14 protein-coding genes are annotated in these 23,527 nt (G+C 73.7%); 10 read left to right on the top strand and 4 right to left on the bottom strand.

Annotation, left to right across the window (positions count from 1 at the left end):
- Window positions 1-258: 258 nt before the first annotated feature.
- The 4 genes from QSK45_RS03970 to QSK45_RS03955 all read left to right on the top strand — a co-directional run bounded on the left by QSK45_RS03970 (window position 259) and on the right by QSK45_RS03955 (window position 3,168).
- The gene (locus tag QSK45_RS03970; protein ID WP_285553187.1) at window positions 259-408 is read left to right on the top strand and encodes a hypothetical protein; all 150 of its coding nucleotides are present in this window, start codon (window positions 259-261) and stop codon (window positions 406-408) included.
- A gap of 130 nt (window positions 409-538) precedes the next feature.
- A complete protein-coding gene (locus QSK45_RS03965; RefSeq protein WP_285553185.1) occupies window positions 539-1,183 on the top strand; it encodes a sigma-70 family RNA polymerase sigma factor in 645 nt (214 codons plus the stop codon).
- Between the two features lie 491 nt (window positions 1,184-1,674).
- A complete protein-coding gene (locus QSK45_RS03960) occupies window positions 1,675-2,325 on the top strand; it encodes an HAD family hydrolase (protein ID WP_285553183.1) in 651 nt (216 codons plus the stop codon).
- Window positions 2,326-2,364: 39 nt separating this feature from the next.
- Window positions 2,365-3,168: an SMI1/KNR4 family protein gene (locus tag QSK45_RS03955; RefSeq protein ID WP_285553182.1), complete on the top strand. Its 804-nt coding sequence runs from the start codon at window positions 2,365-2,367 to the stop codon at window positions 3,166-3,168.
- On the opposite strand, the gene QSK45_RS03950 is transcribed toward QSK45_RS03955, so the two are convergent.
- Both QSK45_RS03950 and QSK45_RS03945 read right to left on the bottom strand, forming a co-directional pair.
- Window positions 3,162-3,932 (bottom strand): maleylpyruvate isomerase N-terminal domain-containing protein, encoded by a 771-nt coding sequence (locus QSK45_RS03950; protein ID WP_285553181.1) that lies wholly within the window; start codon window positions 3,930-3,932, stop codon window positions 3,162-3,164. The two genes, QSK45_RS03955 and QSK45_RS03950, sit on opposite strands and share 7 nt — an antisense overlap.
- Before the next feature lie 48 nt (window positions 3,933-3,980).
- On the bottom strand, window positions 3,981-4,535 hold the full coding sequence (locus QSK45_RS03945) for a MarR family winged helix-turn-helix transcriptional regulator (protein ID WP_490993501.1): 555 nt from the start codon (window positions 4,533-4,535) through the stop codon (window positions 3,981-3,983).
- A 59-nt stretch (window positions 4,536-4,594) separates the two neighbouring features.
- Here QSK45_RS03945 and QSK45_RS03940 point away from each other — a divergent pair, with 59 nt between their 5' ends.
- Window positions 4,595-5,536: an amidohydrolase family protein gene (locus QSK45_RS03940; protein WP_285553180.1), complete on the top strand. Its 942-nt coding sequence runs from the start codon at window positions 4,595-4,597 to the stop codon at window positions 5,534-5,536.
- On the opposite strand, the gene QSK45_RS03935 is transcribed toward QSK45_RS03940, so the two are convergent.
- Together QSK45_RS03935 and QSK45_RS03930 are read right to left on the bottom strand one after the other, a co-directional pair.
- The gene (locus QSK45_RS03935; RefSeq protein WP_285553179.1) at window positions 5,487-6,491 is read right to left on the bottom strand and encodes an MASE1 domain-containing protein; all 1,005 of its coding nucleotides are present in this window, start codon (window positions 6,489-6,491) and stop codon (window positions 5,487-5,489) included. The two genes, QSK45_RS03940 and QSK45_RS03935, sit on opposite strands and share 50 nt — an antisense overlap.
- Window positions 6,492-6,615: 124 nt before the next feature.
- Window positions 6,616-7,950, bottom strand: a complete 1,335-nt coding sequence (locus QSK45_RS03930) for a PP2C family protein-serine/threonine phosphatase (protein ID WP_285553178.1) — start codon at window positions 7,948-7,950, stop codon at window positions 6,616-6,618.
- Window positions 7,951-8,342: 392 nt separating this feature from the next.
- Between QSK45_RS03930 and QSK45_RS03925 the strand changes: the two genes are divergently transcribed.
- From QSK45_RS03925 to QSK45_RS03905, 5 genes are read left to right on the top strand one after another with little or no spacing between them, the layout of a single operon-like run.
- Entirely contained in the window at window positions 8,343-9,791 is a 1,449-nt protein-coding gene (locus tag QSK45_RS03925; RefSeq protein ID WP_285553176.1) for a lipase/acyltransferase domain-containing protein, read from the top strand.
- A gap of 4 nt (window positions 9,792-9,795) precedes the next feature.
- Window positions 9,796-13,824: an NACHT and WD repeat domain-containing protein gene (locus QSK45_RS03920; protein ID WP_285553171.1), complete on the top strand. Its 4,029-nt coding sequence runs from the start codon at window positions 9,796-9,798 to the stop codon at window positions 13,822-13,824.
- A complete protein-coding gene (locus QSK45_RS03915; RefSeq protein ID WP_285553169.1) occupies window positions 13,817-17,509 on the top strand; it encodes an AAA domain-containing protein in 3,693 nt (1,230 codons plus the stop codon). Before QSK45_RS03920 ends, QSK45_RS03915 begins: the two co-directional genes overlap by 8 nt.
- On the top strand, window positions 17,502-20,741 hold the full coding sequence (locus tag QSK45_RS03910; protein WP_285553168.1) for a phospholipase D-like domain-containing protein: 3,240 nt from the start codon (window positions 17,502-17,504) through the stop codon (window positions 20,739-20,741). The genes QSK45_RS03915 and QSK45_RS03910 overlap by 8 nt, the downstream gene beginning before the upstream one ends.
- Window positions 20,738-23,176 (top strand): ATP-binding protein, encoded by a 2,439-nt coding sequence (locus QSK45_RS03905; protein WP_285553167.1) that lies wholly within the window; start codon window positions 20,738-20,740, stop codon window positions 23,174-23,176. Before QSK45_RS03910 ends, QSK45_RS03905 begins: the two co-directional genes overlap by 4 nt.
- The last annotated feature ends 351 nt before the right edge of the window (window positions 23,177-23,527 follow it).

Raw genomic sequence — 23,527 nt, 5'->3', positions numbered from 1 at the left:
TCCGGGGCCGGTTCGGCGCTGCACGAAAGCGTGCGGCAACCGCTCGGGGACGGACAAGGCGATCGATGCTGTTTCCCGTTTCCTTCTCTGGAGGAGGGGTGCGCCAGACGCGGTCGACGAGGTGACTATGGTCACCAAAACCCCTTGCTCCCACGGAGGTTCGTCCGTACGGCCTGCTCCGGTGAAACCGTCGTACGCCGGTCGCACCGGCGCCGCCGGCCACCCGGTCCGGCGCCGTGATCCCCTGGAGCAGCCCGAATGGATCCTGTCCACAAGCTTCAACGCGCCCTGCTGATCCTGCTGATCGCGGGTCTGGTCACCTATGTGGCCTTCCTCGACCCGCCGCTCGGAGTCGCCCTTCTCGTGGGCGTCGGAGTCGCGGTCTTCGTTCTCCAGGTGCTGGGTTGAGTGCCGCCTCCGCGAAAATCCCGGGCCCGGAACGCACCGTACGCGGTTCGCGCCACGGCATGGATGGATGAGCGGTGAACCGCCGCCGGCCAGTGACGAGTTAGCCGAATGACGGGAAGGACTGGTCCCCATGCGCAACGCCCCCGATGTTCGAGGGCCGACGGAGCCGAACGACCCACCGAGTACCCCGCCGGACCCCGTCCCCGGCGCCCGCCCCGCACCGGAGCCCAAGCCCCGCCGACGGCTGACGGCCGAGCAGGTGGAGGAGCTGCGGCGGCTGAAGCCGCTCCTGGAGGGCATGGTGCGCCGGGCACGCATGCAGTACCTGCTGGAGGACCTCGTGCAGACCTGCGTGCTGCAACTGGTGCGCGCCTGGTCGAGGCCGGACTTCGTCCTGGACCGGCGGGACGGCGGACGGGCCTTCGCGCGCAAGGTGATGCGCGACGTCATCGCGGACGCGGTGCGCGGCAGGGACCGCGATCTCTCCTCACCGGTGCACGAGTTCCCCGAGGTGCCGGTCGAGGCGGACGAGGGCGACCACGCGCGGGAGGTCCGCCTCAAGGCCATCGACCGGTTCCTCGCCGAGAAGCTGACCGACAGGCTGTACCCGGTCGGCAGGCTCGCGATCGTCGAGGGCCTCAGCCAGGCCGAGATCGCGCGTCGTCTCGGGATCGACCGGCATACGGTGAGCCGCAGGTTCAAGGACGTGTGCAAGTCCCTGGAGCCCTACAAGGAAACGATCTACGACGAGGTACTGGGCGACATGACGAGCTAGTGCCGCTACTCGGACTCACGGGAGGGGACCGCACGTCGCCTCCCGTGAGCCCAGGTTGGGTCCTAGCGACCCGGAGGACATGTCCACTCGCGCACTCATGGGAGGAAGCACGCGAGATGTACCAGACATTCGAACTACTCCGCCAAGCGGCGGAGGCATGCAGGGCGCCGACTCGGCAGCCGCCGGGAGAGATTGATCCGGTGAGCTGGGAGGCGCTGCTGGATCGCGTCGAGGACCGACTGGAAGAGGAGGACCGGGACGACGCCGGGGGCGTCTCGGCCGACTCGCTCACGCTCCATACCTGCTGAACCGCGATACGGGGAACCAGCGGTCGACACGGCGCCGCACACGGGGAACGCGAGGTCAGATCCGCACGGGGGAGGGACCCGGCCTCGGACGAGTGACGCGTCGGACGACAGCTGGACACCAGGCCCGGCGTACCACCTCTCGGGAGAGAGGCGGCACGCCGGGCGAGCGCTTATGCTGCCGGGATGATCAAGCCGACAGAGCTCGTCATATTCGACTGCGACGGCGTACTGGTCGACAGTGAGCGCATCGCCGTTCGCCTCCAGGTCGCCCTCGGCGCGGAATTGGGCTGGCCGTTGAGCGAGGCCGAGGTCGTCGGCCGGTTCATCGGCCGCTCGCACGCCGCGATCCGCGAGCAGGTCGCCGACCGGTTGGGCGCGTCGACCGCCGCGGTCTGGGCGGAGCGGTTCGAGCAGTTGCACAGGGAGGCGGTCGACGCCGAACTCGCCCCCGTGGACGGGCTGGTGGAGGCACTGGACGCGATCACACTGCCGACGTGCGTGGCGTCCAGCGGGTCCCATGACAAGATGCGGCACACCCTGGGGCGCACCGGACTGTACGAGCGTTTCGCGGGGCGGATCTACAGCGCCTCCGAGGTCGCGCGCGGGAAGCCCGCGCCGGACCTGTTCCTGCACGCCGCCCGGAGCAGGGGAGTCGACCCCGCGGCCTGTGTGGTGGTCGAGGACAGCGAGCCCGGGGTGCGGGCCGCGCGCGCCGCTGGGATGCGGGCGTTCGGCTATGCCGGGGGACTCACGCCGGCCGAGCGCCTGGAAGGGCCGGACACCGTCGTCTTCCACGACATGCGCAAGCTGCCCGCGCTCCTCGCGGAGCAGTGACGCGCCGCGTTGTCAGTACGGTGCGCTTCACTGTCCCCCATGGAGCTCACGCAAGCGATCGTCGACGACCTGCTGACCCGTCTCGGGCCGGAGGACGGCCACATGTACCTGCCCGCCGACCTTGACACCCAGGAACTGACCGACCTGCTCGGCGGCAGGTACGGCACCCCGCGCACCCTCGTCCTCGACGGCTTCACCGATCCGACGGTGGACGAGGCCAGGGGCGCGGCCCTCCTCGTCCCCTTCGAGGGCCGGGCCGTCACGATACGGGCGTGGGCGTACGGGGATCAGTGGGTCGGCACGGGTACGGCGCGAGACGCCGAGGGGACCGAGCGGCCGGTGCTGGCGGTCGCTCACAGGAAGGTGCCCGAACCGCTGGCGGTCGCTCCGGGCGAGGACGTCGACTGGGTGCGGCGACTCGTACGGATCACCGGCTGGACGGAGCCCGCGTGGCGGCCGGACGTGGACTGGGCGGAGCCGGAGTCGCGCCTGGGCATCACGCTGCCGCGCGACTACAAGCGCATGGCCGAGATGTTCGGCCAGGGCGCCTTCGACGGCTTCCTGGATCTGAACCCGGAGCCGTGGACGCATCTCAGGGAAGACGGGCTGCTCATCTGGGCGAGCACGGAGCACGAGGACCTGTACTGCTGGAGGACCGACGGCGACGACCCCGACCGCTGGCCCGTCGTGGTCCGGTCCTTCGACGGCGAGGACCTCTCCTTCGACTGCGGGACGGCGGAGTTCGTCTGCCGCGTCCTCGTCGACCCGCACCATCCGTACACGCTGGCCCGCTATTTCGACACCCACTGGTTCATGAACCACCTGGGCGTGGCCGGTCAGTAGCCGCCGAGGAGGGTCCGCGCCCTGCGCAGGGTCTCCGGGCCCGCCGAGCTGTGCCAGCGGGAGGGGTCGGCGGGACGGCGGCCCCACAGGAGGAGCAGTCGGGCGGCGGCGTCGCTCTCGATCGTGGCGGGGCCCTCGGGGGCGGCCAGGCGGATGCCGGCGGTGGTGGCGTCGGCGGTCAGCACGACGTCGTCCGTGCCGGGGGTGCGGAGGCGGGCGACGAACCGCTCGTCCGGGGCGAGAGCCAGGGCGGACCGGCCGCGGGCGAGGAGGGGGCGGCCGACGGAGACGACGCTGTGTTCCGTCATCCACGGCTCGTCGAGCGCTCGCACCGCCGTACGGTCGTCGCCGGTCAGGTCCCAGCGGTGCAGGATCAACTCCTCGCGCATGTGTTCGGCGAAGAAGGGGGCCGTCACGGTCCGGCCGGTCCAGACGATCTCCGTGTCCGGTGAGAGGTCCCGCGCGGCGGCCGCGGCGATGTCCGTCAGGTGCGCGCAGTTCCGCAGGAACGCCGACCAGAGGTCGGTGTCGGACAGGCGGCGGTACGGGGCCTCGCGGTCGAAGCCGCGGGTCTCCACGGGCGTGCCCGCGAGGAACGCCTGGAGGACGCGGGCCAGTTCCTCGGCGTTCCCCGACTGGTGGATCAACACGTCCCGTACCGTCCACGCCTCGCACCAGGTGCCGTCGTCGGGTCGACGCGCCTGTACGGCGTGGAGGAACGGGACGAGTTCCGGCAGGGTCTCGGCGACCTCGGTGGGGATCATGCGGCATGGGTAACCGGGGCGGGGGGCCGGTCAAACCGGCCGGAGGGGTCAGCCGGTGCCCGTGTCGGCGACCAGGTCCGTGAGGCGGTGCAGCAGCGTGACCAGCAGGGCGCGCTCGGCCGGGGTGAAGGCCTCGTAGGCGCGGGCCTGGCGCTCGCGCAGATGCCCCTGGAGCAGGGCGAGCCGCTCGGCGCCGTCGTCGGTGAGGCTGACCAGGACGCGCCGTTCGTCCTCGGGGGAGCGGCGGCGTACGACTATTCCCTTCGTCTCCAGCTGCTGAAGCATCCGCGTCGCGGTCGGCACGCTCACGTCGGCGCTGCTCGCCAGCCGGCCCACCGGCAGGTCCGCCTCTCTGGCCAGCGGTTCCAGGAGGGCGACCTGGGCCAGGGAGAGGCCGCCGTGCTGCTCGGCGCCGGTCGAACGGGCCCGGCGCATCGCGAAGAAGAGCGCGTCGGCCGCCTGGGAGATCGCCTCGGCGCCGACGTCGCCGTCGGACGGCGTCCGGTCTTCGTGCGCTGCCCGGTGATCGGCGTGTGCCGCGGGGTGATCGGCGCCCGCCGCCGGGTCGGCGGCGTCGCGAAGGCTGTTGCGTCTGTCGCTCACGGGTGCTACTTTAGCAAAGCAATCGTTAGCACGCTAAATGTTAGGGAGGTAAGAGGGGAATGCCGGTTTCTCGACGCATCGACGTCCATCAGCACTTCATCCCGGGGCCCTACCGGGAGGTGATGGAGCGGCATGGGGCCACGGCCGCCGGCTGGCCCACGCCCGCGTGGGACGCGCGGAGCGCGATCGCGATGATGGACCGCCGCTCGATCGCCACCGGCGTGCTCTCGGTCAGCGCGCCGGGCACGCATTTCGGCGACGACGCGGAGGCCCGCGCGGTGGCGCGGAGTGTCAACGAGTACGGCGCGGAGCTGGTCAAGGACCGCCCCGACCGCTTCGGACTCTTCGCCTCCCTCCCCCTGCCCGACGTGGACGGCGCGCTCGCCGAGGCCGCCTACGCGCTGGACGAGCTGCGCGCCGACGGCGTGGTGCTGATGTCCAACGCCCACGGCCGCTACCTCGGCGACAAGGTGTTCGCCCCGCTCTGGGCCGAGCTGGACGCCCGCGGCGCCGTGGTGTTCATCCACCCCACCGGTTCGGCGCTGCCCATGCTCGACGGCCTGCCCGGCCCCGTGGTCGACTTCCCCTTCGACACGACCCGCACCGCGCTGCACATGACGCTCAACGGCGTGATGAGCCGGCACACCCGGATGAAGGTGATCCTCTCCCACGCGGGCGGATTCCTGCCCTACGCCGCCTGGCGGTTCACCCTCGGCGCCCCCTTCAACCCCGGTACCACGCCCGACGGCATCCTCGCCGACCTGCGCCGTTTCTACTTCGACACCGCCCTGTCCGCGAGCCCCTCCGCCCTGCCCTCCCTGCTCGCCTTCGCGGCTGCGGGCCACATCCTCTACGGCAGCGACTCGCCCTTCGCCGCGGAGGAGCACGGCACCCTCTTCGACTCGATGCTCGACGGGTACGACGGCTTCGGACCGGAGCGGCTCGACGCGATCAACCGGGGTAGTGCCGAGGTTCTCTTTCCGAGACTTGGGGCGGTCTGACCGGCTGGTTGCCGGTGATGGTGAGCTTCGACACCAGCTCGGCGAGATGGCCGCAGGCTCGGGCGATCTCCCTCTGGGACCTGTCCCGCTCGCTGACGGCGGCGGCGACGAGCAGGGCGGTGAGCGCGGAGGAGCCGTTGTATGCCTGCAAGGTGATCATGTCGGTGAGCAGACCGTGCCCGGCGAACGGTCCCGAGCCGTGTCTGGCGGCGATGATCGCGAAGGTCGACACGGCCAGGGCACAGGGTGCTGCCCCGGCCAGCCGGAAGCGGAAGGCCGCCCAGATCAGCAGCGGGAAGCCGAGGAAGAGCAAGGGGGTTCTGCTGGTGTCGATGACTCCGACACAGGCGGTGGCCGCGAGGAGCAGCAGCGCCTCCGCCCAGCGCGACGGCGGCACCTGCCGCGGCAGGCGTGCCCCGCGGAGCAGGAGCAGGACCGGTGTCACCACCAGGACGCCCATCGCGTCACCGGTCCACCAGACCCACCATGTCGTCCAGAACCGGTCGGTGGCCAGGGCGCCGGTGAGGACCAGCGTCCCACTGCCGGCCGTCGCGCTGATCAGCGTCCCGGTGAAGGCGCCGAGGAAGATCAGCGCCAGGGCGTCGTACAGCCGGCCCAGATCGGGGCGGAAGCCCGCGCGACGGAGGAGCGCGTAGGAACACAGGGGCGCGAGGGTGTTGCCCACGACGATCAGGAACAGGGCCGCGTGCGACGGCCCGAGAGAGAAGTTGGCCAGCAGCGCGCCGATCGTGATGCCCGGCCAGATCCGCGCACCGCGCAGCAGCAGGCTGGCCACGGCGATGCCGGTCGGCGGCCACAGGGGGGTGACCTGGCCGCGCACCAGTTGCTGGAGCAGCCCCAGCTTGGCGGAGCCGTAGTACAGCGCCGCGACGGCGCAGATCTCCAGGACGGCCATGCCGCCGCGCCGAAGTCCTCCATGCCGTGCGACCGTCATCGGGCCGACCTCCGCATCGACATCGCCCCGGCCACCATCATCCGCCGGATCCGGGGGAACCTCCACGGCAGCGGAGGGCCGGGCCGGTGAGGGTGGGAGGAGGCGGCGGTGGGCCGGGGTCCGGTCAGGGCGATGGGGTGCGCAGGGCGAGGATCGCCATGTCGTCGTGGCCGTCGCTGGGGTGGTGGTCGGCGAGGGCCTGGACGAAGTCGTCCAGGGGGAGGGAGGCGTACTCGGTGACGAGTCGGGTCAGTTCGGCCAGGCTCTGGTCGATCGGGCGGTCGGGGTGTTCGACCAGGCCGTCGGTGAAGAAGACCATGGTGGCGCCCGGCGGCACGTGGCAGGAGTGGTCGGGGCGGTGCTGCGCGGGGTCGACGCCGAGCGGCAGCCCGGGTTCGGCGAACAGGTACTTCGCCGGGCGTCCCGGGGCGATCAGCAGATGCGGCATGTGGCCGGCGGTGCTCCACGACAGCCGCCAGCCCGCCTCGTCCGGTTCGATGCGCGCCAGCGTGGTGGTGGTGATGGGGTTCTCGGTGATGGCCTGGAGGGTGTGATCCAATTGGGACAGGATGGTGCCGGGAGCGCTGCTCCGGTCGAACAGCAGGGCGCGCAGCATGTTGCGGGTGCAGGCCATGGCGGCCGCGGCCCGCAGATCGTGCCCGACCACGTCCCCGATGACCACCGCCACCACGTGGCCCGGCAGCGGGATGGCGTCGTACCAGTCGCCGCCGAGCTGGCTGGGTTCGGCGGCGGGCCGGTAGACCGCGGCGGCGGTGAAGGGGTGCAGATCGGGCAGGGTGGGCAGCAGCAGGCGCTGGAACTGCTCGGCGCCGTCGCGGACCCGTTCGAACAGGCGGACGTTCTCGATGGCGATGCCGGCGGCGCCGGCCAGGGCGATGACCACGTTCTCGTCGTCGGCGTCGAAGGGCTGTCCGTCGTGCCGTTCGGAGAGGTAGAGGTCGCCGTAGATCTCGCCGCGGACGTTGATCGCGACGCCGAGCAGGGTGCCCATGTACGGGTGCCCTTCCGGGAAGCCCACGGAGGCCGGGTGGGTCGCGATGTCGTCGACCCGGAGGGGCTCGGGGTGGTGGATCAGCTGCCCGAGTACTCCCCGGCCGTGGGGGAAGTCGGTGCCCGCGAGGGCGGCCCGCTCCTCCTCGGTGAGGCCGGCGGTGATGAACTGTTCCAGCTCCCCGCCGGAGGGGGCGAGCACGCCGAGGGCCCCGTAGCGGGCGCCGACCAGGTCCATGGCGGTGGTCACGATGCGGTGCAGGACGGACGGCAGCTCGTTCTCCCGGGTGATGGCGACCACCGCGTCCAGCAGGCCCTGGAGCCGGTCCATGGCGTCCAGGAGGCCGCGCATCTGCTTGTCCATGCGGCCCAGCTCGGTCCGCAGGCGTACATGGAGGTCGGAGTCGTCCGGCCGCCTCGGCGACGTCCCGTCCTCGGGTCCGGCCATCAGGGGCACCCCGTGGCCGGTCGTCCGGTCTCGGAGCGGTACATTGCGCCCTCCTGGGGTGACTCTGAGTCATCGGGACACGAGACGCGGCACGACGAAACGGGCCTTTGGGTCATCTATCAAAAAATAGGGCAGTGTGCGTCGTCCTGCCGCTCGCCGTCGGCCGCGACACGCGGGCGGACCTCGAAGCCCGTGGCCCGCCGGCCGCCCCGCCCCGGCGCCCAGGGACGCTCCCGCGAGGCGGAACGCGTTCAAGCGGAAGGGGCAACTCCCAGGTCAAGCAGGTCAGTTGAGGCGGTAACAGAGCGTGGTGTGCTGTGCTAGCCTCTTGGATTCCGTCCGTGACATCGGCCGCGAGAACGCGGGCCGTCAGAGCGTTCGAGGCGAAGCTCATGCGCAGAAGAAATCCGGGACGAAGGCTGCACGACGCCGTGGTGATCGTGCCCGGCATCATGGGCAGCGAACTCAGGGATGCCGGGACCGGCCGCACGTTATGGGGCGTCGGGAAGCTCCTCGCCTACACCGCGAGGGCCCACACCGAGCGCCTGCGGCAGCTCGCGGTGACCGAGGACGAGCGTGCGGGCCGCACCGGACGCGTCGAGGTGACCGGTCTGCTGGAGAGCGCCGAACTGCTGCCGGGGTTCGGGTCCGCCCACCCGTACAGCGCCATGGTCGCGGAGATGCGGCACAGCGTGGTGGACCCCGCGGCCCTCCTCCCCTTCCCCTACGACTGGCGGCTGTCCGTCGAGCACAACGGCGCCCTGCTCGCCGCCGCGGCCCGCCGCCATCTGGACGCATGGCGGGCCCACCCCGAGCACCGGCGGTACGTGGAGGCCGACCCCGAGGCGGGGCCCGCCCGGCTGGTCTTCGTGGCCCACTCCATGGGCGGCCTGCTCGCCCGCGAGGCCCTGCACCGCGACCGCACCCTGCGGGACGACATCAGGGCGGTGATGACCGTCGGCACCCCCTTCAACGGCTCGGTGAAGGCCGTGCTGATGCTCAACGCGGGCAAGGGCCTGCCGCTGCCCGTGCCGGCGGCGGCCCTGCGCCAGGTCGCCTCGACCATGCCGGGGCTGTACGACCTCCTGCCCGACTACCGGGCCTACGAGGTGGACGGCGACATGCGGGTGCCGGGCGTCGAGGACATCGTGGCCGTCGGCGGGCGGCGCGACCTGGCGAAGGCCGCCGTGGACCGGCGTGCCGACCGGGCCGGGACCACCCTGCCCGAGCACGTCACGATCGTCGGCATGGGCCAGCGCACCTGGACCAGCTACCGGCTCGCCGACGGCACCGCCGTGTTCGGCCGGTACCTCTTCAAGCGCTCCAACGACGGCCGGCTGCTCCCCGACGCCGAGGGCCGGCCCCAGCGCGACCCGCGCACCGGCGACGGCACGGTGTACCAGTACGCCGCTCAACTCCCGGGCACCGTACGGCCGGTGCACTTCTACCACGAGCACGGCAGCCTCATCCGCGCCCGCAGCGTCCTCGACATGGCCTCCGGCCTGATGCACGGGCTGCGCCACCCGGAGGAGCGGGGCGCCATGCTCGGGGACGAGACGGAGTTCGAGCTGTGCGCGCCGGAGTGGGCCGCGCTGGGCGAGCCGTTCGCCATCGAGGTCGACGGGGTCGGCCGCGGCGCGGACCTGGAGTGCCGGGTGCGCGGGGTCAACGGCCTGGACGAGATGCTGACCCCCGTCCTGAGGCCGGTACCGGGCCGGCCCGGCGTGCTGGCGGCCTCCTGCGTGCCCGGCCGGCCGGGCATGTACGAGGTGGAGGTGACCGGCGGCGACGAGCCCAAGCGGCGCCTCGTCCCGGTCCTCGACACGGTGCACGACGGCTGACGCCATGGCGGCGGAGCTGGTGTCGGCGCGGCCTGGGCCGATGGCCGTGGGGGGCGGGGACGGCGCGGGGGTCGTCGGGGGCGGGTCCGTGCCGTCCGTCGTGCCGAGGCAGGGCGGGGAGGCCCGGGACGGGACCGTGGCGGAGGCGTTCGACGTGCATGTGCTGCCTGTCGGGCACGTCGCCGGGTATCCGAAGGCGGACACCGCCGCCGAGGCCGCCGCCGTGCTCGGCGTACTGCGGCGGATCGGCGGGCAGCCCGCGGCGGGGCCACCCGTCGGGTCCGGCACCGTGGAGTCCCTGGGCGCGGCCGACGACGAACTCGCCCGCTGGTCCGGGGAGTACGGCGACATCGGCGAGCGCCGCACGAAGGACCGGCCCTCGGCCCTGGTCTGGCTGGGCCATGGCCGCCGGGGCGCCATGGGGCCGACGCTGCTCGTGCCGGGGTCGGCGGAACGCGGGGACTGCGCCCAGCTGACACCGGACCTGTTCGCGCACCACCTGTTCGCCGAGTGGCGCAATCGCCGTGCGGAGGAGGGCCATTGGGCGATCGTGGTGATCGAGGCGTGCAAGTCGTCCGACTTCGCCCGGAGGGTGCGTGAACGGTTCGACCGTGCGGCCGCGACGGACGACGCCCCCTGCTCCATCCTGCTGATCGCGACGGGGAAGGACGCGGCACAGGCGTACCTGGGGACCTTCCGGGAGACGCTGGAGGACTATCTCGATGGCCTCACCAGCCACGACGTCTTCGAACTCCGGGACCTGCGGAGGTATTTCAAACAGGCCGGGCACTACTCGGAGTTCGAGGGCGAGTCCTGTGACGAGCTGAAGCTGCTGGTGAGCGACCGGGTGCCGTTGCCGGGCGTCACCACGGTGGCCGAACAACGGCGCAGGCAGCGGGAGTTCGACACCGATCCCGTGACCGGGCCCCGAGTGGCCGAGTCGCCGCAGGAACGGGAGCGCGCCGGGTTCCTGGAGGTCGTCCCGCACTTCACCGGGCGGGCGACGGAGCTGGACGAGGTCGTGCGGTGGGCCGCCGAGCCCGGACCGGAGCGGGTGCTGGTCGTCCCCGGGGCCCCGGGCGTCGGCAAGTCCGCGTTCCTCGGGGAGGCGCTGCGGCGGCTCAGGCGGGAGGGGGCGCGGATCGGGGCCGTGCTGCGGCTGACGGGGAGCACCGTGGCGGAGGTCCGCGGCCGGCTCGAAGAGGTGCCGGAACTGCGGGCGAGCGGGGTGCCGGCGGCGGAAGGGGGGCCGGTTCCGGGGGAGTCCGGCGAACGGATCCTCGTGGTCGCCGACGCGCTCGATGAGGCGCGGGACCCCGTGCCGACGGCCCAGTTGCTGCGCGCGGTGGCGGATCGTCCCCAGGTCTCGCTGATCATCGGTACCCGACCCTCGCCCGGCGACGGCCGGGACGGCGAGGGCGGCGGGATCGACCTGCCGACGGTGCTCGGCTCGCACACCGGGAAGGCGCGGGTCATGGAACTCCTGCCGGACCCGGAGGCGGCCGGTGCCTACGTCGTCGGCGCGGTGCGCGCGGTCCTGCGGGAGGGGGCCGGTTCCGCGTGGGGTGAGGCGGTGGCCGAGACGGTGCGGGCGGCCGTCGAACAGCATGTGCGCGAGGGGTCCTGGCAGTTCCTCCAGGCAGCACTGCTCGTGCAGGAGATCGAGGAGGACCCGCAGGTGCTGGGGCCGGACCCCGATGCGCGGGAGGGTCTGCGGCGGCTCCTGGACAAGGACCGCTCCGGACTGTTCGGGGCCGCCGTGGCGCGGCTGATGGCGGAGATGCCGATGGCGTTGCCGTTCCTGCGCGCACTCGCGCTCGGCCATGGCCGGGGGCTGCCGCGCGCGGACGGGGTCTGGTTGCAGGCGGCGAAGGGGCTGGCGGGCCGGGACGGGGACGCGGCGGACGAACGGGCGCTCACCGAGTTCCTGGGCAAGGCCGCGGCCTATGTGCTGCTGGACGGGGAGGACCGGCGCAGCGTCTACCGGCTGGCCCATCGCACGTACGCCGAACGGCTGGCCGCCGGGATCGGCGCCGAGCAGCGGTCGGCGATGCTCGGCGCGCTGCTGGAGCTGGCCGCGGGTCAGGTCGCCGAGGGGCTGCCGCCGAGCCCGCACCTGGAGAGCCGACTGGCCGAGTACGCGGCGGACTGCGGGACCTCCGGATGGCGTCGGCTCGCCGAGCACCCGGCCGTCCTGGACCGGCTGCGGGTCGCGGTGCTGTGCGGGCTCGCGCTCGCTCCGGGGCGGCGCGGCGGCGGGACCGTGCCGACGGATCTGCCCGTCGAGGTCCTGGGCACGGTCGCCTCGGCGCACCTGATCGAGCGCTCGCACCCCGCCGACCGGCCCGGACTGCGCCAGCTCGGCGGGCTGCGCGCCTGTGGCAGCCTGCACCCGGCCGGGACCGGCGCGGCGTGGGAGATCCGCTGGGGCGCGGTGCGTCGTACCCCGCCGCATCTCCAGCTCGACGCCGGCCAGATGGTCACCGCCGTCGCCGCCCGCCCCGACCGGCCCTGGCTGGTGAGCGGCGCCCGCGACGGCTCGGTGACGCTGTGGGAACCCTGGCGGAGCCACTCCCCGGTCCTGCTGACACGCGGCTGCGACAGCCCGGTCACGGCCGTGGCGGCGAGCGGTGCCCCGGGGGCGGTGGGCGCGGGTCTGGTCGTGGCGGCGCACGAGGACCGCACGCTGCGGATCTGGCACACCGAGGCCGGGGCCGGCGAGCGGGTGGTGGACACGCCCGAGCCGGTGTGGCAGCTCGCGGCGCTGCCCGACGGACGGTTCGCCGTGGCCGGGGAGACGGGCTGGCTGGCCCTGCTGGACCCCGGGCCGGCCACGGAAGGGGGACAGGCGCGGCTGTCCCCCGCGCCGGGCGCCCCCGGCAGCGATGTGGTGGGGCTGGCCCCGGTCGCCGGGCCCGAGGGGGAGCAGTGGCTGGCGGTGGCCGAGCGGGCGGGCGACCTCGCCCTGTGGGACGTGGCCGGGGAGGTGCCGCGCCTGCTGCACACCCTGAGCCTGCGCCGTCAGCTCGTGGCGCTCACCGCGGTGGCGGGCGCCGCGTCGGTGGTGGCTGGTGCCGACGGTTCGCTGTGGCGGTGGGACGCGGCGCCCGAAGGGCAGGGTTCGATCGAGCAGTTGGCCGGCCCGACGCCGTCCGGGGCGGGGGCGGGCCCGTGCGCGCTCGCCGTGTGGCAGGCGGGCGGTGCCGGGCAGACGGTTCTGTGGGGGGACCAGCGGGAGCTGTGGGCCGTGGGGGCGGATCTGCCCCGCCGGCCGGTCGGCGGCGGGACGGGCGCGGGGGCCCGTGCGGTCGCGGTGCTGGCGGACCCCGAGGGAGGGCAGATGGTGGCGGCCGTGGCGGAGCGGGGCTCGACCATCCACTTCTGGGACCCCTCGGTGCACGTGGCCGGCACGGCGACGGCCATCGGGGTGCCGCTCGGCCGGATCACCGGGATGTACCGGTACGACACCGAGGAGGGCACCGAGGCGCTGGCGCTGTGCCATGAGGCCCGGACGCCGGGAGGGACCGTGAAGACCGTGAGGGTCCTGGCGGCGGATGACGGTGCGGAGTTGACCGGGGAAGCGGGCCGCGCGGCCTTCCGCCGGGGGTGGGACGGCGCCGACGGCCACCGACCCGAGGCGGTGACGCACGCGCACGACGGCGACGTCAGCGGGTGGGTGCCGCTGCGCGGTGCGCCGTACCGAGGGATGTGGGCGAGCGCCGGGCACGACGGCGACGTCCTGCTCTGGCGCACCGACCGGACGCCCACCGTGCCCGGCCGCCGCATCCGGCTCGGTTCCCCCGTCCTGGGCCTGACGGCGCTGTCCGGCGGACGCCTCGCGGTGGCCCTCAGGGACGGTGTGGTCGTCCTGGCCGTGGCGGCGGAGACCCACGAGCGGACCGCCGCCGTGCCCCGCCCCGCCCCGGAACCCGCCCCCTTCCCTCCGCGCGCCGCCACCCCGCCCGCCCGGACAACCGGCACAGTCGAGAACTCCAGTCCCAGGGACGACGGAACGGGGGACCAGGATGGATGAACCGTGGGCAGAGCTGGACGTGGAGCTCCAGATCAAGGATCTCTTCACCGGCGGGCGGGCCGTGTACGCGCCGCAGGGCGGCGGGTGGGAGCTCGACGGCGGGGTCGAGCACGTGATCGAGGGGTGGTTGACGCGGTTCGTGCTGCGGGCTCCGCGGGGCGAGGAGCGGCCCCGGGAGGTGTCGCTCTTCCACGGGGTGGACGATCTCGCGGGCGAGCTGTGGGACCACGAGGTGCGCAATCTGCTGCGGCTGCGGATGCTGGGGCATCCGGCGCTGCCGGAGATCGTGGACGGGCGGTTCGACAAGACGAACCGCGTGGCCTTCATCATGACGCGCAAGGTCGGGGGCCCGCTGGCGGAGGAGGACTGGAGCGACGTACGGGAGTGGGTCGGTCAGTATCCGATCGTGGCGTTCGAGCAGTTCAGCCTGCTGGTGGACGCGCTCAGCCAGTTGCACGGCACCCGGATCGTGCACCGCAACCTGACGCTGGGCGCGATCCGGCTGGCCATGGAGCCCAAGCGGCCGGAACGCGCGGCGCTGGCGCTGACGCGCTTCGAACTCAGCGCCCTGCTCAAGAACCTGCTGCACCACGTGGCCGGTCCCGACGACCATCGCTCCCAGGCCGTACGGGACTTGTTCCTCACCCCGCCCGCCGGCGTCCCCCGGGCCCGGCACCTCGCCTACCTCGCGCCCGAGACGCACCCGTCGCTCCTCGGCAAGGTGCGCGTGCGCAGGCTCGACCACGGCAGCACCGATGTGTTCGGCCTCGGCGTGCTCGGCTGGGAGCTGTTCCTCGGTGCCGTCACCGACCTGCTGCCCGAGGAGTGCGAGGCGGTGGAGCGGGCGCCCGAGGAGCGACTGCCCGAGACCCTGGCCGCGCTGCACACGGCGATGCGCCGCGTGCTGACCGGCACGACGGGGACGCCGCGCCGGCTGCGGGAGGTGCTGGGCGACATGCTCGACCCGTCCCCCAGCGGCCGTATCTCCTCCTTCGACGCGGCGGCCGCGCTGCAACGCCACTGGACCGAGATCACGCTGGGTTTCGCCCCCGAGGATCAACACGACCAGAAACCGCGGCTGTTGGCCTTCATGCCCGAGAAGTCCGTGCAGACGGTGCACGAGAGCCGGGGCTGGACCGACCACCGACCCGACACCCCCGAGGGCTGCCGGGAGCTCCAGTCCTTCCTGGAGGACGAGCTGCGCCAGGCCCAGCTGGTGCACAGCCCCAGCGGCGCCCAGGGTTTCGTGCACGGGGACTCTCCGCAGTCGCAGGCCGAGGCGCAGTGGGTCCTCATCGGCAACCAGGCCGTGTGGTTCTGCGCGTTCCACTACGACGAGGCGATCACCGCCCGCCGCAAGAAGATCCACACGGACACGCTCGTCATCAAGTACCTGCTGGACAAGCGGTACGCGGACGATCTGCTGGCCGCCTGGCCCCGGCGCAGCATCGGCAAGGTCGACCTCGTGCCCTTCTGGGTCGGCCAGACCCTCGACAAGGGCGAGGAGCCCCGGCCCTCCTGGGAGGATCTGACCAAGGCCGTCGTCACCGAGCGCGCCGTGGACCACCAGGGCTCGCAGAAACTGCTGCGGTCGTACCGGTTCATGCTGGAGTACCAGGGCGTCGCGCTGCGCGCCCGCCAGTACCCCTACGTCCGGGTGCGCTCGGAGGAGGGCGACGCGATCGTCCTCACCCAGGACCACGAGCGCGACCGCCGCTGGCTGCACGGCGACCCGCTGCTCACCTCCTACGCCCAGCCCCAGCGCCGGCCTCCGCTGGGGGACTTCGCCCGGCAGCTGCTCACCGAGAACGAATGGGCGCGGGTCACCCTGGTGGAGGACCGCACCGGCCGCGACGGCCACCCCACCGACCCCTACTTCGGCGGCGCCACCGTGGAGGCCCGGCTGAAGGTACGGCTGGACGCGGACTCGGTGCAGATCCAGCCGCTCGGCGGTCGCCAGGTGCCCGACCGCGGCTGGCTCAGGCCCGACGAGGACCGCGGCACCGAGACCCAACTGCGCCGTGAGGCACGCGGGTTGGACTCCCTCGCGCACAAGCAGGGCCTGGTGCGCATCCTGGACGCGCCGGAGGCCATCGAGCTGCGCAGCAGGGGCGGTACGAGCCGGGACCAGCGCGAGCTGCGCGGCAAGGGCCAGACCATCGTCTCCAACATGCTGCGCTTCCACCCCTTCTACGCCCTCCAGGGCCCGCCCGGCACCGGCAAGAGCACCGTGGTCTCCAAGGCCCTGCGGGACTTCCTGGAGATGGAGCACGGGGCCCGGGTCCTGGTGAGCGCCCAGTCGAACGACGCGCTCGACCAGCTCGCCGAGAAGATCGTCAAGGAGCTGCGGCCGCGCATCGAGGACCGCTCCCTGCTCGCCCTGCGGGAACTCTCCCGCAGCCGGGAGCGGGAGGAGGCCCCTTCCTCGGTACGGAAGTACACGGCGGAGAACATCGTCGAGGACCTCGTGGCGCACATCGTCCGCCGGGTGGCGGACGGCTGCGAGGGGGCGCGCGGCGAGGACGAGAAGCGGCTGATGAAGCGGTGGGCCGAACTCGCGGGCGACACCCGCCTCGAACTGATCGAGCGGGTGAAGTCCGGCGCCGACATCGTCTTCGCCACCTGCTCCATCGCGGGCACGCTGTCCGACGAGGTCCGCGACCCGAGCGACATGTTCGACTGGGTGATCATCGAGGAGGCGGCCAAGGCCTGGCCCACCGAGGTCGTCATGCCGCTCGTGCGGGGCGTGCGCTGGACGCTCGTCGGCGACTACCAGCAGCTCGGCCCGCACCGCGCCCAGGACATGCAGAACTTCCTGGAGGGGCTCGCCGCCCACGAACACGACCGGATCCAGGCCCACTACGCCAACCAGCACACCTACCTGGACCATCTGCACATGTTCCGGCGCTTCTTCGAGGGCCACGACCCCCGGCGCACGGCCTCCTCGCAGCGGCCGATCGACGTCCTGGACACCCAGTTCCGTATGCACCCCGACATCGCCAAGCCCTTCGCGCGCGCCTTCTACCCCGACGCGGGCCCGACCGGCACCTTCCTGACCTCGGACCCGCACATCGACCAGGTCCACGGCCGCACCGAACCGCCGTACGTGACCGACGCGCCGCTGGTGTGGCTCGACACCTCACGGCACGACGGCTGCCGCGACACCCCCTACTGGGGGAACGAGGGGGAGGCGGAGCTGATCGACGACCTCGTGGCCCGGCTCGGGCTCGCCCACCGCACGGACCCCGGGGAACTCGTCGTCATCACCCCCTACCGCAAACAGGCGGGCATCCTGGAGTCCAAGGGGCTCCGGGGGCGGGTGCACACCGTGCACTCGTTCCAGGGCGGCGAGGCCGAGGTGGTGATCGTCTCCCTGGTGCGCAGCGCCGTACGCGGCGAGGGAACCCGGGGGAACATCGGCCACACCGCGCAGCCCGAGGTGGTCAACGTGATGCTGTCCCGGGCGCGGAAACTGCTCGTCGTGGTGGGAGACCTGGCGCACTTCGAGCAGTACGGCGGGGCCGACTGGGAGACGGTCATCGAGGCGTTCCGGGACAGCGGGGTGATCGTGGACGCGGTCACCGAGGACATCATCGGCGGACGACGCGCGGTCGTACCCCCGCAGAGGGAAGCGGACCCCGCGTCCGTCGCCGGCGCCACGGCAGCGGAGGACGCCGGTGAGTGAGACGACCCTGGTGGCCCTGCCCTGCCGGGTGATCACCCTCAGGGTGGAACTCGGCTCGGAGGCCGGCGCCTCGACCCTGGAGGAGCTGGTGCTCGCGGCGGTGGCCGGCGGCCGCACCACCGTGGACTCGCTCGGCGACCTCTTCTCGCTGCCCCGCCGGCTGATGCTGGACGTGGTGCACGCCCTGTGGAGCCGGGGCTTCCTGGCCGTCGACTTCACCTCCCACACCCTGGAGGGCACCCCGGCGGCCGAGGCGGTCCTCGGCGACGGCGACGGCGCCCAGGCGGTCGCCACCACGGTGGAGCCGCGCAAGTTCCTGTTCGACCCGGTGACCGAGACGATCCTGCCGTACCGGGACGGCAGCGTCCGGGTGCCGCTGGGCGCCCTGGAGATGCCGATGACCCGGGGCGTCTCCGCGGAGGACCTGCCGCAGACGGAACTGCTGCGCGCCGTCCGCCAGGCCGTCGCCGAGGACCGCCGTTCCCGGGGCGTGCGCCGCCGGGTCCTGAACGTGTCCTTCACCAACCCCGTGCTCAGCCCGCCCGAGGCGGTCCGCTGGAGCCAGGTCGAGGTCGTGGTGAAGAAGGACCCGGGCAGCGGGCAGATCGCCGCCGTGCCCGTCGAGGCGCCGTCCGGCTGGGGGCGCAGGGGCGCCCAGCTCTTCCAGGCCCACATCACCCACCTGCTGCGCACGCGCCCCGAGAGCGCCTTCGTCAAGAAACTGCTGAACCGCCAGGTTCCGGAGGTGGTGCGGCCCGACAACCTCAGGGAGCTGATCCGCGAGCTGGAACAGCTGGCCGAGGGGCTGGACGGTGCCCCCGAACTGCCGGACCTGCCCGGCCGGCACCAGGCGCTGAAGTCCAGGACGGACCAGCTGCGCGAACAGATCTCCGAGGCGCGCAGGGCCCGTTGCGCGGCCCAGCGGGTGGCGCCCGAGGCCGGCGTCGGCTACGTCGTCGGCGACCTGATCGACCGGGCCGAACACCAACTGGTGCTGGCCGCACCGGCCATCGCCTACGACGCCCTCAACCCGCTGCTGCCCGCCCTGGAGGGGGCGCTGAAGCGGGGCGCCACCCTGGTCGTGCTGTGGGGCGAGCACCCGACGGCGAAGCTGGAGGCTCGGGCCGAGACCGCGTTGTTCGACCTCAAGGCGCGCTATCCCGGCAAGGTGCTGATGGAGAAGCGCAGCAGCTCCAGCGCGGCATCGCTGCTCATCTGCGACAACCGTGCCGCCTACGTCGGCTCACGTGGCTTCCTGTCGGCGGAGACCGGCGCCGGGGTGCTCGTGGAACCGTCCGAGGACACCGACGCGCCCCCGCTGTGCGTGGCCGACCTGCTCAGCTGGGTGCGCAGGGTCTACCCCTACTGGGACACCGCGCGGAGCATCGCCATCGCCCCCGACGACTTCGGCCGCACCCGCGGCGAACTCCCGGCCGAGCCGGTGCGCTGGTGGCAGTGGGAGCCCCCGGAGCTGCCGGAGAAGTGGGACGAGGACCCCGTGGGCTTCCAGGTCCGCTGGGCGGCCGCCTGGGGACGGGTGCTGCGCGAACTCGTGGACGCGGTGAACGACGTGTACCGGGGCGCCGATCCGGTGGTGCGCGCGGTGTGGGACGGCGCCTACGCCGAGGTGATGGGCCGCCTCGTCGCGGGCGCGGGCGAACGGCTCGCCATCACCGACGACCGGGCCGAGCACGAGGCGTGCGACGAGACCCTCGCGCTGCGGCTGCGCCGGCTGCGGGACGCGGGCGGCACCGTGCACCTCCAGCATCCCTCGCTCAGCGGCGGCCGGCGCACCGCCGCCGCGTACGACGCCCTGCTCAAGAGCCTCAAGGCGGGCGGCACCCTGCGCATCGGCAAGGCCAGGGCGCGGGCGGTGCTCAGCGATCACGAGCTGGTGGTGGGCAGCCACCACCCGGTGGGACACGGCGCGGCGCATCCCGGGCAGGGCGCGGTGGCGCAGGTCGGGCTGCACGTCCTGGGGACCGCCTTCACCGCGGACTTCGCGCGCGAACTGGGCATCCCGGAGTGGTTCGGGGACGCGGGGGACCGCGGCGGCGACGGCCCCGAGTACCACCCCACGGCCGGGGTGTTCTCCGCGATCCCGGCGGACGACGACCCGTGGACGGCACTGGCCCAGCGGGAGCGGGCGGGCAGGGCCGCGGAGGAGCTGCGGCGGCACGCGGCGGCGCTGTTGATGGGCACGGGGGACCGGGAGGCCGCGGCCCCCGACGATACCGAGGACCAGGATCCCGGGGCGCGCACCGCCGATTCCGACAAGTGGTCCCGCTGGCTCCTGGAGGACGCGTGGCGGCGCGGGGCGTTCATGGAGGCGTACCTCCTCACCCCGCTGCTCGGTGGCAAGCCGGGCGCACTCTCCGTCGAACTGGCCGCCGCGGCAATCCCGCTGGAGCACGGCCCGTTCGGCGAACAGCTCTTCTTCAGCGCCCTCGCCCTGGAGACCGCCCTGCCCGAGCAGCGGACCGTCGCGCTCGCGGGCGCCGTCGCGGAGATGCTGCTGCACGGCGGCGACACGGGCCGGCTCGCCTGCGCGCACCTGACGGAGGGAGAGCCCGCCGAGGGGCTGCCGACGGCCTGGCTGGAGCTGGCCCGCGCCGCCCGCGCCTGCTTCGAGACGGCACCGGCCCCGCTGCCGTTGCAGGACGTGGACGAGTGGGCGGCGGGCCAGGAGCGTTCGGCCCGCACCGACGAGCGCTGGGCCCGGCTCGCCGCCGAGGTGGACGACTTCGAGCAGGCCAAGAACCACTTCAGCTTCACGGACGGCCAGAAGCTCCACCGCGCGCTGTTCCGGCCGGACGGCATCCTCGCCCAGGTCCGCGAGATGGCCCACGGCCCCCGGCCAGCCGACCGCTGGGTCCCGGTGATCGAGCGGCTGCCGCAGGGCGAGCACGAGATCCGCACCCACATCGACCGCATGTCCGCGGACCTCGGCCTGCGCAAGATCGAGTGGAGCAACCACTTCGCCTACGCCCGCCGCCTCGCCGAGTTCATCGCCGAGGCCAGGTCCCTGGTGGCCCGCTCCGAGGAGGGGTGCCAGGGACCGGCCGCACCCCGGCTGACCGACGCCCAGCGGCGGTTCGCCCGCCATCTGGACCGCTCCTGGCACCGACTGGTCAAGGAGGCGGACGAGTTGGGCGAGCCCGCCTGTCATCCGGCCAAGGCCCTGCTGGAGGCGCTGTCCGCGCTGCCGAAGGCCGGGAAGGAGAACGCATGAGCGCGCCGAGCCACGACAGCCAGGTGCGGAACCATCTGGACGGCGCCCGGCACCTGCTCGGCACCTGGCCCGGCCGGTTCCGCTACCCCGAGGTGCTGGCCCTGCTGGCGCGCCGGCAACCGTCGTACGGCCCCGAGGACGCCGTCGAGCTGGCCCGCGCGGTCCTCGCCCGGCTCGGCGGCCGCCCCGTGCGCGTCGTCTGCGAGGAGCTTCTGGAGCGGGGCGAGTTCGACGCCGCCGAGTACCTGCTCGCGGGGAGCGGGGACCTGCGTCCGTACGACGCCGAGCGGCTGGCCCGGCAGCTGGAGAGCCTGCGGGTGAAGGCGGCCGAGCTGGTGGGACAGCGGCTGGACGCGCTCGCCCGTCGGGCCCAGGGCGCGGGCGTGGCCTGGCGGGAGGACCCCGTCGAGGCCGAGGTGCTGGTGGAACAGGCCCGCTCGGGGCGGCCCCGGGTGGTCGCGCGCCTGGACGCGATGGCGGACGAACTCGAACGGCGCATCGCGGACGCCTCCCGCGAACTCGCCGCCCGGCTCCCCGCGGCGGCGGACCAGGGAGCCGAGGACCAGGCCGTCGCCCGCATCCGGGCCCTCATCGAAGCCGGCGAACTGGTCGCCGCGACCGCCCTGCTGAACCGTGAGCCGCCCGGCGCCCCGATCCCCGAGGCCATGACCGCGCCGCCGGTCTGGAAGGCGGACTGGGACCCGCGCCAGTTCCTCGACTTCCACCTCAACCCCGGCAGGCTGCGGCCCCCGGCGTTCGTCGACTGGCGGGCGGCCGACCGCGCCGGAAGGGGGCTGCTGGAGGCGTACGGCCGCCTGGAGCACGACCTGTCCGCCGAGGCGGCCGCCGGGTTCGCCCGTGCGCTGTGCCGCTTCCTCGGGGCGCCGCCGGCCGGCCCGATGACGGCAACACCGGTCGAGGACAGTTCCTTCCATCTCGCTTTCCTCGACGGCCTGTTCACCGGTCCCGCCCTCTCCCGGCTGCACCCGACCGGCCGCGTCGACCTGTATGTCGGCGGCCCCGGGGCGGTCGGCCTGCCGGACACCGGCGAGGACGAGCGGCCCTGTGTGGCGGTCGGCCCCCGGGTCGAACCGCCCGGCTACACCGACCGGCGCCCCACCGCGGTGCTGACCCTGCGGGACCTGCTGCGCCTGGTGGTGCTCACCGAGGTACCGGACCGGGCGGCGGCCCTGCTCGGCATGCTCGCCCCGCAGTGGCCGGTCGCGGCGCTCGCCGGGCACAACGGGCCCGAACTCGGCCGGATCCTGGGCGCCGAGGCCGACGTGGCCTGGCGCACCCTGCGCTGGATCAGCCGTCTCTCGCTGGGCTGCGGCCCGGCCGCCGTACAGGCCATGGAGCACTGCACCGGCATGGACCCGCATCTGCTGCTGGTGATGCTGCGGTACGCGGAGCGCCCCGCCGACGGCGCGCACCCCGTCCGGCGGTGGGCGGCGGCCGAGGGCGGCTGGCAGCAGGACGAGGCGCTGACCCATGCGCTGCGGGAGGAACTGACGGCCCGCTGCGGCGGGCCCGCCGCGGAGGCGGCCTGGTGGGCGGCGCTGGCGGCGAGCGACGCCGTCGGGGGGCACGTCGGCCGGGAGGAGGTGGCGGACATGGCCGAGGCGTGCGGCGCGGAGCAGTGGGTCAGGGAGCGGATCCTGGCCGCGGTCGACGACCTGGTGCGCAGGGGGCTGCTGACCGGCGCGGGGGACGAGCTCCGGGTCCCCCTCAGCGGCATCGTGCGGGCCCTGCGGGCCGAGGCCGAGCAGCAGCTCACCGTACTGCTCGACAGGCTCGCCCTGGAGCGGGAGGAGCGCGGCGACGGCCCGAAGCCGTGGCACCTCAACCGGTACGCGACCGTGCCCCTGTACCCCCGCCTGCGCCAGACCCCGGGCGGGTACGAGGAGTTCGCGGAGGAGGCGCGACGGCAGCTGGCCGAGGAGGACTTCGCGGGGGCCGGCGCTCCCGGGGCCGAACCGGCCGTGCTCATCGCCTCGTTGCAGCCCGAGTTCGAGGAGGCGCACCCCTACGCCGGCCTCGATGTGCGCTGCCCGCCCGGACTGCGGGTCGCGGTGCCCGAACCCGTGCTGCGCGCGGTGCTCTACGAGGTGATGGACAACGCGGCCGAGGCCCTGGCCGGCCAGGACGGCGTCCTCCAGATCCTGGTCGAGCGGGACAGCCCCGAGGTGCTGATCGTGCTCCGCGACAGCGGGCCCGGCCTGCCGGAGAAGGCCGCGTCCCGGCCCGCTCGGATCTTCGGCCCCACCTGGACCACCCGGGGCGAGGGCCGGGGCCGCGGCCTGCACCGGGTACGCCGCTTCCTCCAGTCCTGCGCCACGGACGACGTCTCCGCCGACATCGAGGTCCTCGACTCCGACAACCGCGCGCTGACCGGGGCGGCGTTCCGCCTGGTCCTGCCGGAACGCGAGGACTGACCCGCCCGTCCCCCGCACCCCGCGCCCTCCTGTCCCGGCCCGATGCCCCCTCGGCGTCCGCCCCGGCGCCCTCGCGCGTCCCCACGCCGCGCACCGGGCCCCGGCATCCGTTTCTCCGTCGCCGGCCCCGGGTGTGCTGTCGTGCCGAGGTCCCACAGCCGGATCGTGCCGTCCGCCGCGCCGGCGGCCAGGGTGCGCGCGTCGGGGCCGAGACGACCGTCCGCCGCCCGGTGCCCTCGCCGCGTCCCCGCGTGCCGCGCGCCCGCTCGTTGGCCGGTTCCTCTGCTCCAGGCCCCGGGGAACCCTCGTCCCGCGCCCCGGCGCCGTCCTCGCCCGCCCCCGCGCGCCGCC

The sequence above is a fragment of the Streptomyces hygroscopicus subsp. hygroscopicus genome (assembly GCF_030269125.1).
GTDB lineage: Bacteria > Actinomycetota > Actinomycetes > Streptomycetales > Streptomycetaceae > Streptomyces > Streptomyces hygroscopicus_C.
Note: the sequence above shows the minus strand (reverse complement) of the source record. Positions and strands in the feature narration are given on the sequence as shown.

Excerpts from the sequence above, each read along its gene's own strand:
- QSK45_RS03905 (WP_285553167.1), top strand. The coding sequence starts at position 20,738 with ATGAGCGCGCCGAGCCACGACAGCCAGGTGCGGAACCATCTGGACGGC.
- QSK45_RS03940 (WP_285553180.1), top strand. The coding sequence starts at position 4,595 with ATGCCGGTTTCTCGACGCATCGACGTCCATCAGCACTTCATCCCGGGG.
- QSK45_RS03925 (WP_285553176.1), top strand. The coding sequence starts at position 8,343 with ATGCGCAGAAGAAATCCGGGACGAAGGCTGCACGACGCCGTGGTGATC.
- QSK45_RS03920 (WP_285553171.1), top strand. The coding sequence starts at position 9,796 with ATGGCGGCGGAGCTGGTGTCGGCGCGGCCTGGGCCGATGGCCGTGGGG.
- QSK45_RS03930 (WP_285553178.1), bottom strand. The coding sequence starts at position 7,950 with ATGGCCGGACCCGAGGACGGGACGTCGCCGAGGCGGCCGGACGACTCC.
- QSK45_RS03950 (WP_285553181.1), bottom strand. The coding sequence starts at position 3,932 with ATGATCCCCACCGAGGTCGCCGAGACCCTGCCGGAACTCGTCCCGTTC.
- QSK45_RS03960 (WP_285553183.1), top strand. The coding sequence starts at position 1,675 with ATGATCAAGCCGACAGAGCTCGTCATATTCGACTGCGACGGCGTACTG.
- QSK45_RS03970 (WP_285553187.1), top strand. The coding sequence starts at position 259 with ATGGATCCTGTCCACAAGCTTCAACGCGCCCTGCTGATCCTGCTGATC.
- QSK45_RS03955 (WP_285553182.1), top strand. The coding sequence starts at position 2,365 with ATGGAGCTCACGCAAGCGATCGTCGACGACCTGCTGACCCGTCTCGGG.
- QSK45_RS03935 (WP_285553179.1), bottom strand. The coding sequence starts at position 6,491 with ATGACGGTCGCACGGCATGGAGGACTTCGGCGCGGCGGCATGGCCGTC.
- QSK45_RS03915 (WP_285553169.1), top strand. The coding sequence starts at position 13,817 with ATGGATGAACCGTGGGCAGAGCTGGACGTGGAGCTCCAGATCAAGGAT.
- QSK45_RS03965 (WP_285553185.1), top strand. The coding sequence starts at position 539 with ATGCGCAACGCCCCCGATGTTCGAGGGCCGACGGAGCCGAACGACCCA.